Consider the following 12725-nt stretch of genomic DNA (forward strand, 5'->3'; position numbering starts at 1 on the left):
TCATGCGGGTCATCGCGACGGCCGGGCATGTCGACCACGGCAAGAGCACACTGATCCACGCGCTGACCGGCACCCACCCCGACCGGCTGGAGGAGGAGCGGCGCCGTGGTCTGACCATCGACCTGGGCTTCGCATGGACGGATCTGCCATCGGGCGAACGGCTGGCGTTCGTCGACGTCCCGGGACACGAGAGGTTCGTCCCCACCATGCTGGCCGGCGTGGGGCCCGTGCCCGCTGTGCTGTTCGTGGTAGCCGCCGACGAGGGCTGGAAGCCGCAGTCCGCGGAGCACCTCGCCGCCGTGGACGCCCTGGGTGTACGGCACGGTCTGCTCGCCGTCACCCGTTGCGATCTGGCCGACCCCGGCCCCGCCACGGCGCAGGCTCGGGACCGGATCCGGTCCAGCACTCTCGGCGGCGTCGAGGCCGTGGCCGTCAGCGCCCGCACCGGCGCGGGCCTCGCGGAGTTACGCGCCGCCCTCGGCCGACTGGCCGCGCGACTGCCGGACGGGGACGTCAACTCCCCGGTGCGACTGTGGATCGACCGGTCCTTCACCGTGCGCGGCAGCGGGCTGGTGGTCACCGGCACTCTCGATGCGGGGCGGATCCGCCGGGGCGACGTCCTGGTGACCGCCCGCTCCGGCCGTCCCGTGCGCGTCAGGGGCTTGCAGGCCCTCGGCGAGGAGACCGGCCTGGTGCGGGCCACCGCCCGGGTCGCCGTCAACCTCAGGGACCTCGACAAGGAGTCGACGGGCCGCGGCGACGCCCTGCTCACACCCGACAGCTTCCTCCCCTGTCTGCGCTGCGACGCGCGCATACATGGCGGGACACCGGCCGCGGCGCTGCCCCGCACCGCCGTCGCCCACATTGGCTCGGCGGCCGTGCCCGTACAGGTACGGCCCCTCGATGCCGATCTCGTCCGGCTTACCCTGCCGGAGCCACTGCCGCTGCGCATCGGTGACCGCGCGGTGCTGCGCGATCCCGGTCTGCGGCGTGTACTGGCCGGCTTGACGCTGCTCGACCCGCAGCCACCGGAACTGCGGCGTCGCGGCTCCGCGAAACGGCGGGCGGCAGAGCTGGGAGACGCTTCCGGCATTCCGAGCGAGGCGGCCGAGCTACGGCGCCGGCTGCTGGTCAGGCGCGGGGAGCTGACCGCGATGGGGGTGGCTGTCCACACCACACCGGTCGCGGGCGACTGGCTTGCTGACCCCTCCCACTGGACCACCCTGCGCGCCCGGCTGGCCGAACTGGTCACCGCGTACTGCTCCCAGCGGCCCACCGAGGAGGGCATACCGTTGGAGGCCGCCCGGCACAGTCTGGGGCTGCCGACCGTCTCCCTGGTGGAGGCACTGGTCACCCCGCCCTTGCGGATGATCCGCGGGCGCGTGAGCGCCGGGCCTGCCGCACTGCCCGCCGCTGTGGCCGACGCGGTGCACCGTCTCACCACCGAGCTCGCCGGCCGGCCCTTCGCCGCTCCTCACGCCCAGCGGCTCGCGGAACTCGGCCTCGGCCGCCGCGAACTCGCCGCGGCGGTCCGCCACGGAGCGGTACTGCGGCTCGCGGAGCACGTGGTGCTGCTACCGGACGCCCCCCGGCTGGCGGCCGACCGGCTGAGCGAACTCGATCAGCCGTTCACCGTGGGAACGGCGAGCCGCGCCTTGGACACCACCCGACGCGTCACCGTCCCCCTGCTGGAGCACTGCGACGGGCAGGGCATCACCCAACTGCTTCTCGACAAGCGCCGCCGGTGTGCGCCCCGCATTCGGCCGGCGCCGGTCACCACACCACCCTGAGCCGAGCTGTCGTCAATTCCTGTGGATCATCGATCAGAACCAGTTGATCGTGTTCTTTCAGGAGGCGGGCGATCTTTCCGCGGACTATCGGGTTCGCTCGCCAGGTTTCCTCGACACTGCACGCCGACGATTGCGCCTCCGGCCCGCCCGGCCGGGTTCTCCGCCGGTGCAGGGTGGCCGTTGGCGATCAGCGTCCCGACGCAGGCCGGCGCGGTGCCCCGCCGGCGGCTTCCGGCTGAGACATGCGGGCGTTGTCCGGACGCGCACCATCAGCGAGATGCAGCCGAACATCGCCGAGTGGTTCGACCGCGACGTCCGGACCACGGCCGTCAACGACGCTGGGTCCGTCGTCACCCGCCGCTGACCTGCTGCTCAGGTCTCGCCAACGTTGCGGTCGAAGCCCTTGAGTACGGGGTCCAGTTCGAGGGCCGCGCCGCACAGCGAGCACAGCCGGTTGCCGGCGTGCTCGGCTGTGTATGGGGGCCCGTTCCAGGGTGAGGACCGGCGCTCCGGCCGGCGCTTCCTCGCGGTCGACCGGGCCTGGTCCTGCGGTCGGGCCGGGCGACCAGCGGTCGGCAGTTGGAGATCGCGGGGCTTCTTCTGGCGGTGTTCACCGCGTCTGCTGGGCCTGACCGTGATTCAGCTGTGGCGTCACCAGAAGACGGCCCACCGCGGTACGGCGAAGAGACTGGCTCCCTCCGGCTGAGCCCTCTCCTCCGGCCGCTCCCGCCAGTGCCGCACATGCCGAGCGGGATTTTCAGGGCCTGGCCAAATCCCAGTCCGTCAGGCTCTGTCGCTGCGATGCGGTTTCCTGGCCTCTATTTGGCTGACGACCCACCGACGCGACAGTCCGCGGACCTCACCCGGCGAGACCATCAGCCCTGTCGCGCACACCGGGTCCGGGTGCCCATCCCGGCGGAGCCTGCGCGCCGCCCGCGTCCTCCGCGGGAGGCCCGTTGATGTGGACGTCGCGGTCGGATACGGCGACGGCACCACCTGGCTGGAGCCCGTGACCGACGATCAGCACACGCAAGCGCTCACCGCGCTCGACGGCCGACCCGCGCGCCCGTCCGCCGTTCGCTGTTCGCCGTGCTCGTCCCCCGACGCGTCACCGCGTGCAGTGGACGCAGGGTGCCGGGGGCCGGGCCGGTGACACGTCGTTACTCCGTGTCGTAGGCTGACGACCCACAGCATGGCATGTGCAGATCATCGCTCTCAGCGTTATCCCCCCACGAGAGGCGATCCACATGAGTGTCCGTTCATCACCTGGTATTCGGGCGGTGTCAGGCGCTCGGCCGGCGTCAGTTGTCCGTTCCGCGTTGTCCGCTCTCTTCCTTGCCCTCGCCTGTGTGCTGGCCGGAGCCGTCGGCCCCGGGGCGCAGGCGGCGGCCGCCGCCGAGCACACCGTCACCTTCGTCAACCAGTCCGGTCAGCGCGTGTGGATCGGCAGTACGGTCAACGCCGATGGATCGGCGTTACTCAGCGGTCTGCCCGTGCTCGACAACGGTCAATCGGCCACCATCACCATTCCGGAGACCTCCGCGCCCGGTCACTGGCGCGGCAAATTCTTCGCGCGCCAGGGCTGTAGCGGCGAGTCGGGTAGCACATTCCACTGCAAGGTCGCCGACTGCGGGCCGTACGCCGACCACTGCGGCACTGGTGAACAGCCGGCGAGTCTGGCGGAGTTCAATTTCGATCCCTCGGATGGGCTGGCGCCCTGGTACAACGTCAGTTATGTCAACGCGGTGTCGCTGCCGGTGACCATCACCCCGGCCGGTGTCGCGCCCCCGCCGGACGGCGGCGAATGCGAAGAGATGGGCTGCTCAAACGACCTGCTCTCGTACTGCCCACCCGAGAACCTGACTTCTGACCCGGCCACGGGCGCACCGATGCTCTGCGTCAATCCCAACCGTGACGCGCAGACCAACTACAGCAGTGCCGTCAACGCCCGCTGCCCCAAAGCCTATGCGTGGTCGAAGCAAGACACGATTCCGGGCAACCAGGTGATGCGCCAGTGCCGGGCATGCGGTGGCTTCACGGTCACCTTCCACTGACGCCCGGGGGCCGGCCGCATCCCGAGTTCCTACACACTGCTGGAGCAAGCTCCGTGAGCGGATCCTCTTCCTTCTCTCCCGCCCCGTCTCCCTTCCGTCGGCCGCTGATGATCCTCGCGCCGCTGCTGGCTCTGCTGTGCGCGTCCTTCTTCGGCCCCGCGGCGAATGCCGAGGTCGCCGCGTCGTCGCGCAAGGGCGTGAGCGTGAACTCCGTCGCGGGCGCCTCACAGGCACTCGCCGACCTCGGTGCGTCCTGGTACTACAGCTGGTCCTCGAATCCGGGCAGCGTCGCCAAGCCGACGGGCACCGAGTTCGTACCGATGATCTGGGGAGCCAGTTCGGTCACCGACGCCGAATTGGCCCAGGCCCAGGAGCAGGGCACCCAGCTCCTGGGATTCAACGAGCCCGACATGACAGCACAGGCCAACATGACGGTCGAACAGGCGCTGGACCTGTGGCCGCGCCTGCAATCGACCGGCCTGCGGCTCGGCGCGCCCTCCGTCGCCTACGGCGGCGACACCCCGGGCGGCTGGCTGGACCGGTTCATGTCCGGGGCCGCAGCGCGCGGCTACCGCGTCGACTTCATCCCGGTGCACTGGTACGGCGGCGACTTCAGTTCAGCCGCGGCCGAGCAGCTGCGCGGATATCTCCAAGCTGTCCACGACCGCTACCACAAGCCGATCTGGCTGACCGAGTACGCCCTGATCGATTTCTCCGGCGGCACACCCCGCTACCCCGGCGAGCAGGAGCAGACCGACTTCGTCCGCTCGTCGACGGCGATGCTGGAGAGCCAGTCGTACGTAGAGCGCTACTCCTGGTTCACCCTCTCCACCGAGACCAGTCGGACCGGCCTCTACAACGGCACGACCCCCAACGCGTCCGGAGCCGCCTACCGCGAGGCGGGCCGATGAGTCTCGGCGGCCTCCACAGCATTCGCTGTGAAGGTCGCCACGCCACCGGGCAGGCCCAGGGCTTTCCTGCCGGCCACCGTGCGAATGAGAAAAGCCGCATCACACGGCGGTACGGCCCCCAAGGACCCGCAACCATGGGTAGCCGACGGCGGCGGTTCCGGGATGGCTATCGGCCCGATGGAGGACTTGGCGGTGGACAAGGACTCCGGCCGGATCCTGACCCGTACCCTGCGGTCCGGCAGGCCGCTGGGCACTGTTGTGCCATGGCCCCGCCGCTCTGCTCGCCGCCCGGCGACGCGGACGGCGGCCGGCCGTTCGCCGGTTACCGGCAACGGCAATCAGTCCAAGGGTGACCAGGACCCGGCCCTCGCCGGCGGGTGGTGTCGTGGCAGGTACCCGACCTACACGAGTACGGCGTACCCCACCAACCCGACGACGATCATCAAGACCACCACGCCGATCGCGATCAGCGGGCCGGCGGCCCACCCCTTCGGCGGGTCATTCTTCGGCCCGGCCTCGGACGTACTTCCCTCCGCTGGCGGCGTCTCACCCGGCGGCACGCCACCGCCAGGCTCCAGGCCGGGGGTGTTGTCGGGATCGGGATCGGGGTTCGAGGGAGTCATGGACCGTGGGTGCCCGTTTCGCGTTCGGGATAATCCATTAGATATCGGACAGTGCGAAGCTCTCGGCCAGATCGCTGCGGCACAGTCGCGCGCGGGCAACAGGCGCCACGCCTCCTTGTGGCCGGGACGGGTGGCGAACATGTGTAAAGCGCGTCACGCTCATGGCTGGCTGACATCTCCTCAAGATCCGCCCTGAGCAGATCCCCTCTCCTGGCGCGCACCGCCTCGTCCGAGGTGACTTCCTCACCGTCGATCTTGCACACCTTGCGGTTCCGGACCAGGCACATGTCCTCCTGGTGGACGCGTCGGAAGTGCACGTCACGGTCCTCCGAGGCGGCCACCAGCCGTACAGAAATCGTGTGGTGAGGACCGCGGACCCCGCGTGGCCCTACGTGTGGGTCGACCAGTTGTGTGGAGCGGGGTGACGTTTGGGGATCCGGTCACTCACTCGCGTTGCCGCGCGCCCCAGCGTGTCGCTCGTACGGGTCAACCGGCCGGGGCCGTCCTCTAGGGCGTGCCGGGCCCGGGCACCTCCCCGGTACACGGGGCGGGACCCCGCCCCCTGAGGAGGGAAACCCATGAGTGACATCACGCAGATCCGCGCCCGGATCGAGACCGCCAACGTGAAGGGCGCGGGTACCGACAGCTGGATCTACCTCGGCATCGCCGGCCGCGAGTTCTGTCTGGACCCCGGCAGCGGCAACGGCTACTTCGAGCAGGGCGCCAAGGCCTGCTTCGTTCTCGGGGAGCAGGGCGGCCCGGACAACGGCGAAGGCGGTTTCACCAACGTGCCTGTCGCGGACGCGGAATGGAACGACCCGCGCATGCCTCAGCCTCCGCCTGAGCGGGACACAGGCCAACCGCCAGCTCTGGCTCCATACCCGGTACGGCGAACGTCTCTTCCTCCACAACGTCACCACCGACTGACCGCACACGAGGGCCCGGTGGCCCCCCGCCCAGCGAGAGGCCACCGCGCACCTGCTCTCCGCAGGTGACGGGCGGCTACTGGCCGTTGGTGCGCGCCTTGTGCGCGGCGCACACGTCGCAGGCCGGCGCGACCGGGTCGGTTCGGACCATGTGGCGGGCCTGTGCCGGGGTGAGGGTGCCGCCGGTGCGGCCTTGGACGGCCCAGCAGCCCGGCACATGGAAGGCCCCCATCGGGACACCGGCAAGGAGGCGCGGTCGAAGGAAAAGCAGGTGCGCGGGGGAGCCGGACCCGGGGCGGTGGCGGCGAGCCGTTGAGACTGCGCCCTTGCTCCGGCTTCTGTCGGCGGGGGAGGTCGGCGTGGATGGTTTTGCCGTGCCCGGGGCCGGGGGTGATGGTCAGGTGGCTGGTGAGGTGGCGGATCATGTGCCAGCCGAAGCCGCCGGTGCCGCCGGTGCCGCCGTTGACGTCGGGTGTGCGCTCGCGGGGGTGTGCCGGGTTCGGGTCGCTGACCGCGGTGGTCACCGTGTCGGGGTCGGCGGACAGTTCCAGGGTGTAGTGGCCGCCGCCGTGGCGCAGGGCGTTGGTGACGAGCTCGGAGACCACCAGGACGAGGGTGTCCGCCATGTCCGGGCCGGGTGCCGGGGTGAGACGGTCGGTGAAGGCGCGGGCGGCCTGGCGGGCCTGGTGGATGCCGGCCGCGCTGTCGCCCCTTACCACGGTCGGTGCGGGGGGAGTTGGGGTGGTGGCGGTCGTTGTGCTGTTCATATGCGTACGCCCCACCTGTGATTGGTTGTGCCGCTTGTGCCGTGGCAGCCCACTTGCCCGCTCGGGCGGTTCTCACACCTCCGGAGGGCGTGCTCCGGTGCAGTTTCCAGCCTCGGTGGACGACAGGACTTCGCTGTCGCCCCTCGCAGAAAATCTGTCATGGCGGAGATAGACATCTGCGGCTTGCTGGGTTAGTGTCTTGTCTGTAGCCAAGAGGTCGAGCAGGCCCGGCAGGGATGAACTGCCGGTAGCAGTACGCGTAGGTGCAGGTCGGTGCGGTGGTGGAGTTCCGAAGCCAGAGCGGTTGCAGGACGGTGACGGGACTGGCGACCGGACCGGGTGGCCGCAGGCTCAGGGGCCGCCACAAAGCAGTACCGCAGTACACGCAAGTCGCAGTGCAGTACCAGCGGTTCCTCGGTGAAGGCGTCGGCTGCGGGCGCGCGTGCCGGGAGGTTCGGCAGTGGGGTTCCAAGCCAGAGCAGATGCACGACGGGCAACGGGGCTGGCTGCCGAAGAGTGACGCTTCCTCAGGTCACCAGCAATTCGCATCACCAGCGGTACAAAGCAGTGCGCAGTACCAGCGGTAAACAGTCCGGTAATTGATCAAGAGGGAAGAACGGAGGAGTTGAGGCGCCATCAGGATCGCCCGGGCGGAATCACTGAGCCCGGGTACCGCAGGACATCGATAGTGAGGTGGTCTCCGGTCAAGCAACCGCGATCCCAGCATTGCCCGTCCTCTCCCGGACGGCCGTGCGGACACAGAAGGCCGGCGCAGCAAGAGGGTCGGCAGATGGTGTAGCAGTTCCTTCGGGGCCCTGGTGCCGTACGGCACCAGGGCCCCTCCAACGTGTTCCACAGAGAGGTGCGATGACAGCGGACGACTCGTTCTGCCGTCTCGATGACGACGACTACCCCGCCTACACCATGGGCCGGGCCGCCGAGATGCTCGGCACCACGCCCGCTTTCCTCCGGGCCATCGGCGAAGCCCGCGTCATCACCCCGCTGCGCTCCGAGGGCGGACACCGCCGCTACTCCCGCTATCAGCTGAAGATCGCTGCCCGTGTCCGCGAGCTCGTTGATCAGGGCACCCCCGTCGAGGCCGCCTGCCGCATCGTCATTCTCGGAACTGCGCGGTTCGCCCTCGGCGGCACGCCGCAAGGCTGACGTCTGACAGGGCGAGTCCGCGCTCCGCGACCCGCCCGGCGGTGGTGGCCGTCCGTACGTGACGTGACGTGACGTAACGGTCGGGCCGGGCGGGCGCAACGCGCCAAAGGACCAGCTGGACGCCATCGGCTCGGCCGTCGCCCGCTGGCTGCGCGGGCCCGAGCGGACCACGCGCGCGTGGGCCGCATCGATCGAGCCGGGGCGATCGATGCGGGCGGGGCAAGGGACCGTTCCCGTGCCTGGTGCGGTCGCCCGGCCCAGGGTTATGAGGCCTGGTGGACCCGCTCGGCGTTGCCCTTCTTGATGGTCACTTCGACGTTCAGGTTGCCGTTCTTCGCAGCGGCGTCCAGGTCGTCCGGGGTGCACTTCTCGGCTTCCGGGGTCTCGGGATCTCCGCAGATGTCGCCGCCGATGATCTCGGTGTCCACGGCGACCCAGAAGGCACGTTCCCCGACCAGCAGCTTGCCCGGCGCCAAGAAGGTCAGTACGCCGCTGAACGTGCCGTCGGCACCAGGGGCATCCGGATCGTCGACAGGACCCTTGTCAGTACCGCTGCCGGCGGCGGTATTGGCGTCGTCGCCCGAACCCGAACCGGGGCTCGCACTGTCGTCGCCACCGGCACTCGCGGCGGGGTCGGCAGCCTCGCCCGTGGCCGCGCCGGCGCCGGCACTCGTCCCGGGGCTGGAGCTGCTGCTCCCCGAACCGTCGGCGACGGAGTCGGAATCGCACGCCGTGACGAACAGGCCGGTGGCGGCCAGGAAGGCCAGAGCGGTGAGCGTGCGGGTGCGCGTACGGCTGAGTCGCATGGAGGGGTGCCCTTTCGGCGTTGTTCCTTGTTGATCTCAGCTGATCAAACGCCATACACAGCAGGCTGGTTCGACCGCCCCCCACCTTGTGACAAAGCCAAGGTGTATCTCCGGTATCCGTTACGAGGCGGTCTGGCCGACCATGACGACCTGGCGGGTCTCGGCGTCGGTGACCACCTGATGGGCCGTGGAGTAGCGGTAGTTCTTCGACTGCTCGGCGATGCTGTGGTCGCGGGTGGGCACGAGCGTGCCGTCGACGATGAGGACGGTGCTTTCGCGAGTCGCTTGCGGGGCTGGAGCGCGAGCAGGGGGGCCGAGGTGGTCGATGATCCGGTCGGCCGCCGACTTTGAGACGCCGAACAGCTGGGCGAGCTGGCGCATTGTCAAGTTCGTGGCGCCAGTAGGCCGCTGCCAGCGGAATGCGGTCCTCCAGCGACAGGCTCCCTGGTCGGCCGCGATGCCAGTCGGCCGCAGTCTCGCGGCGTATGGCGGTCACCAACTTGCCGGAGCAGCGCGGGCTCAGCCCGGTGAACGGACCTGTCCAGGACGGTTCCGACGCTGTGATCACACCAGCCACATCAAGATCATCTCACCCGTGACCAAGCGTTACGGAACAATCCTTGGTCAGGTGCCGACGATGGTGCGTGCCTGGGTGACGCGCCATCGGGTGCGGGTGACGTCGGCGTCGGTGTAGCAGTGGCCGTGACGTACCAGTTCCTGGTACGTGAGCACGGCTGGTTCACCGATCCGTTCGACTGCTTGGGAGACGTCGGTGATCCCATCGAGCGCACCGCCACCGATGTCCACGCGCAGTGCCTGAGGCCCGACCTCTCGTACCAAGCCCGCGCTGAGCAGGACGTAGCGCGACCTGGCGTCGGCGCTCAGGGCGATCCGCTCCTCGGCCAGGCGCGGGCTTGCGCCCGTGAGGCAGGAGGCTACGGCGCTGGGGCGAGCGGCCGCAGGGTCCAGCGGGCTGTACACCTGGCAGGCTTGGAGCGCGGCCAGCCAGGCCATCGAGACGTTGCCGGTCTTCGCGTGGAGTTCGGCCAGGTTGTAGTAAACGGCGCCCAATACCGCCTGGTCCTGATCGCCTTGCCCGGCCTGGGCGACCCTGACCGCATGGCGGTTGGCCTTCTGGTAGTGGTGCAGGGCACGGGCCCACTGGCCGCGGGCGATTGCGTGATCACCGCGTTGGATGGCGCCGGTGACTGTCCGCCGTTCGCCGTTGAGTGATCGCCAGCCCACCGCTTCTCCCCGAGGCGTACAGCTCGAATGGTGACCGCGCGGCCCCCGGGTCACACGGTGTGTGCCTGACGTTACCTCCCGCATCCGTGTGACGGAAGGCTGCTGAGCAGGGTGAGCGCCCCGGCGCTCAGGGAGCCCGGCTCCGCGTGGTGGACGACGATTTATGAGCGGGAGTGAACCGAACGTCGAATTACGGGACAACCCTTAGCCGCACGCTCCGTCCGGCGAATTGGGTGGATACGTATCCCACTGGACCCGAGCTGGAGACCGCTTCAACTGGCGTTTCCAGGTGGAGCGGTCAGGACGCAGGCCGTGCCCCTAGTGGACCAGTCAGGCATGTTCCAGTGCCCATTCGAAGCCTTCACGGGTGATCGCGATGGCGAGGACGGTTTCCTGGCCGTCCTTGGAGCCCCATCCGCATCGGTACATCATCCAGAGGAAGGAGGGCTTGATTCATGTCAAGTCGCTTTCATTGTCCTTTTCTTCGCGTGCGGAGAGACCAGTTGCCCAGAGACTGTCAGAGGGCGACGGCACACTGTCCCCATGAGCGTCACTCCCCACGCGGACCCACCGCGCCACCCGCTGCTGGATCCGAACTGGGTCACGTCGATGGGCGGCCCGCTCGTCGTCCTTCCCGTCTCAGCGCTACGAGACTGGGCCGGTTGCACAGAGTCCGGAATGGTCATCGGGGATACCGATACGCCGGACGACTCCGACCGGGCCTGCGCGGTGGAGGACTTCGCCGCGGTGATCGACGTAGGTACGGGCGACGCGCAAGCACTGGTGCTGGGAGATGAGCCGGCCAAGACCTGCTTCCTCCCCGATCGGAACATCTTCATCCGATGGCTCGCTGCCGACTCATACGCCGAACTCCTACCCGCTGCCGAGACTCTCCTGGCCGACCCCGCCACCCCCTGGAAGCACGGCGCGGTTTGGGAAACGGACGGCGAGTCGGTACTCATGGACTCGGCCGAGGCCGGAGACGACCTCGGCCAGCCCTACCCCCATAACATGCAACTACCGGAGCAAGCCCCCGCCGATGTACCGGCAGGCCGCTGGAGAATCCGCGCGTTCCACAAAACCGGCGAGTTCCCGTGGGTCGGCGTAGTCCAGCTCATACCGGAACAAACACCCGGTGCGGCAACACTCACAGAGAACACGACACTCGCCTCGCTTGGTCCTTGGACCGTGTCCTATGTGGTGAGGCGGTTCAGCGCCAGGTGTGGTAGCGCCCCACTGGTGGGAGATTATCGGAGCCGCGTAGGATCCAGTCGGTCCTGAAAAGGACCTGTGGCCCTGCCAGGCGTGGAGGCCGCGACGAAGCTCTCGATACCTTCAATCCGCTTCAGGTACCGCACACTTCGGGCAGGAGCGGTCACGAATCCCATAGGGGGACCAAGTTGTGAAGTCAGTGCTCCCGACAATCATTGTCGTGTTCTTCCTCGTCACGCTGGCGGCATGGATCATATCCGCAGTGGTAGGCGGTCGGAAGGACAATAGCGATGGCGGCGGAGGTGGCAGCTGACCGCCGGAAAGAGTTCCCCTTAAGACGGTGCCCCGTGTGGTGAGTTGGGTACGCGCTGTCCATGGTGCACGACAGACGCGGCTACGTCTTCGTCGGCACCGCCCCAGCAGCAAGCCTCGCCATCCGGCCACGAACTTGATCGACCGGACAAGTCCTAGGTTCCGTCTTCCGGCCCCTACCGACTCAACTGAAGAAAAGGACTACGAGCGCAGCTTGACGACATATGTCATCCGGTCCCGCTGCCAGGCTGCCAGGCTGCCGGGAAGCGGCTGCCGCGGGCCGCGGGAAGGCCGATCTCCGGCCCGTACGCCTGGTAGACGGTGACCGTGGAAGCGGTGTAGAGGGCGCGGATCTGGTGCTGGGGTTCTGTCACAGTGACCAGCGTGGGAGCACCGTTCGATGCGCGCCGTCGAATGAGCGGCACACATGGCTCTCGGCCTGCGGTAGCAGATGAGGGTAGAGGCGATGCTGGTGAAGGCCAGGAAGTGGTCCGCTTTGCGTTCGTAGCGTCGGTTCAGGCACGGCATCCGGCGAGCCAGGCCGTGGCGCGTTCGATCGTCCGGCGATGCCGACCCAATTGCTGGGTGGTCTCGCTGCCCTTTCGGGCGATGCGGTGGGTGATGCCGCGCCCGCGCAACCAACGCCGCAGGTGGGAGTAGTCGTAGGCCTTATCGGTGTGGAGCTTGTCGGGCCTGCGGCGTCGCTGGCCGCAGCGGGAGCAGAGCATCGACCGGCGGATGGCCGACCGGCGGATACTCCAGCTGCTGGCCGAGGACGGGTTCAAGGGCACGCGGGTAAAGGGCCTTCGAGAACGACCTCGCCCGGTACGCCGTCTCCGTACTCCGTGCATGGGTGTACCGGGTACATCTTCTCCATGGCCGCCAGCCGCGGACCTAAGGGCAGGACCCCAGCGT

General features: G+C 68.7%; 10 protein-coding genes and 6 pseudogenes. 7 read left to right on the plus strand and 9 right to left on the minus strand.

What is annotated here, in order from left to right:
* Positions 1-2: 2 nt before the first annotated feature.
* The 4 genes and pseudogenes from selB to ACIBBB_RS33005 all read left to right on the plus strand — a co-directional run.
* Positions 3-1790, plus strand: a complete 1788-nt coding sequence (selB, locus tag ACIBBB_RS32990; RefSeq protein WP_398988573.1) for a selenocysteine-specific translation elongation factor — start codon at positions 3-5, stop codon at positions 1788-1790.
* 1349 nt (positions 1791-3139) lie between these two features.
* The gene (locus ACIBBB_RS32995) at positions 3140-3844 is read left to right on the plus strand and encodes a thaumatin family protein (RefSeq protein ID WP_398988575.1); all 705 of its coding nucleotides are present in this window, start codon (positions 3140-3142) and stop codon (positions 3842-3844) included.
* 53 nt (positions 3845-3897) lie between these two features.
* Positions 3898-4755, plus strand: a complete 858-nt coding sequence (locus ACIBBB_RS33000) for a glycoside hydrolase family protein (protein ID WP_398988577.1) — start codon at positions 3898-3900, stop codon at positions 4753-4755.
* 171 nt (positions 4756-4926) lie between these two features.
* Positions 4927-5084 (plus strand): annotated as a pseudogene (locus ACIBBB_RS33005) (type 1 glutamine amidotransferase domain-containing protein); the annotation flags it as partial.
* A gap of 72 nt (positions 5085-5156) precedes the next feature.
* Here ACIBBB_RS33005 and ACIBBB_RS33010 read toward each other — a convergent pair.
* Positions 5157-5378, minus strand: a complete 222-nt coding sequence (locus ACIBBB_RS33010) for a DUF6480 family protein (protein WP_398988579.1) — start codon at positions 5376-5378, stop codon at positions 5157-5159.
* 578 nt (positions 5379-5956) lie between these two features.
* Between ACIBBB_RS33010 and ACIBBB_RS33015 the strand changes: the two genes are divergently transcribed.
* Positions 5957-6373: a hypothetical protein gene (locus ACIBBB_RS33015; RefSeq protein WP_398988581.1), complete on the plus strand. Its 417-nt coding sequence runs from the start codon at positions 5957-5959 to the stop codon at positions 6371-6373.
* Between the two features lie 7 nt (positions 6374-6380).
* Here the strand turns inward: ACIBBB_RS33015 and ACIBBB_RS33020 are convergent, their stop codons facing one another.
* Together ACIBBB_RS33020 and ACIBBB_RS33025 are read right to left on the minus strand one after the other, a co-directional pair.
* Positions 6381-6536: a DUF6233 domain-containing protein gene (locus ACIBBB_RS33020; RefSeq protein WP_398988767.1), complete on the minus strand. Its 156-nt coding sequence runs from the start codon at positions 6534-6536 to the stop codon at positions 6381-6383.
* A 121-nt stretch (positions 6537-6657) separates the two neighbouring features.
* Positions 6658-7071 (minus strand): annotated as a pseudogene (locus tag ACIBBB_RS33025) (ATP-binding protein); the annotation flags it as partial.
* An 867-nt stretch (positions 7072-7938) separates the two neighbouring features.
* On the opposite strand from ACIBBB_RS33025, the gene ACIBBB_RS33030 reads away from it, so the two are divergent.
* Positions 7939-8235 carry a helix-turn-helix domain-containing protein gene (locus ACIBBB_RS33030; protein WP_398988583.1) on the plus strand — a complete coding sequence of 99 codons (297 nt, stop codon included), beginning with the start codon at positions 7939-7941 and terminating at the stop codon, positions 8233-8235.
* Positions 8236-8498: 263 nt separating this feature from the next.
* On the opposite strand, the gene ACIBBB_RS33035 is transcribed toward ACIBBB_RS33030, so the two are convergent.
* The 4 genes and pseudogenes from ACIBBB_RS33035 to ACIBBB_RS33050 all read right to left on the minus strand — a co-directional run.
* Complete coding sequence (locus ACIBBB_RS33035) at positions 8499-9041, minus strand: hypothetical protein (protein WP_398988585.1); 543 nt, start codon at positions 9039-9041, stop codon at positions 8499-8501.
* Between the two features lie 132 nt (positions 9042-9173).
* A pseudogene (locus ACIBBB_RS33040) lies at positions 9174-9618 on the minus strand (transposase family protein); the annotation flags it as partial.
* Between the two features lie 47 nt (positions 9619-9665).
* Positions 9666-10286, minus strand: a complete 621-nt coding sequence (locus tag ACIBBB_RS33045) for a hypothetical protein (protein WP_398988587.1) — start codon at positions 10284-10286, stop codon at positions 9666-9668.
* 243 nt (positions 10287-10529) lie between these two features.
* Positions 10530-10739, minus strand: a pseudogene (locus ACIBBB_RS33050) (DUF4291 family protein); the annotation flags it as partial.
* A gap of 90 nt (positions 10740-10829) precedes the next feature.
* Between ACIBBB_RS33050 and ACIBBB_RS33055 the strand changes: the two are divergent.
* Positions 10830-11567 (plus strand): Imm21 family immunity protein, encoded by a 738-nt coding sequence (locus tag ACIBBB_RS33055; protein ID WP_398988589.1) that lies wholly within the window; start codon positions 10830-10832, stop codon positions 11565-11567.
* A gap of 491 nt (positions 11568-12058) precedes the next feature.
* Here the strand turns inward: ACIBBB_RS33055 and ACIBBB_RS33060 are convergent.
* Positions 12059-12184 (minus strand): annotated as a pseudogene (locus ACIBBB_RS33060) (DUF4291 family protein); the annotation flags it as partial.
* A gap of 64 nt (positions 12185-12248) precedes the next feature.
* A pseudogene (locus ACIBBB_RS33065) lies at positions 12249-12529 on the minus strand (transposase); the annotation flags it as partial.
* Between the last annotated feature and the right edge of the window lie 196 nt (positions 12530-12725).

The sequence above is a fragment of the Streptomyces sp. NPDC051217 genome (genome assembly GCF_044455465.1).
Taxonomy (GTDB): Bacteria; Actinomycetota; Actinomycetes; order Streptomycetales; family Streptomycetaceae; genus Streptomyces.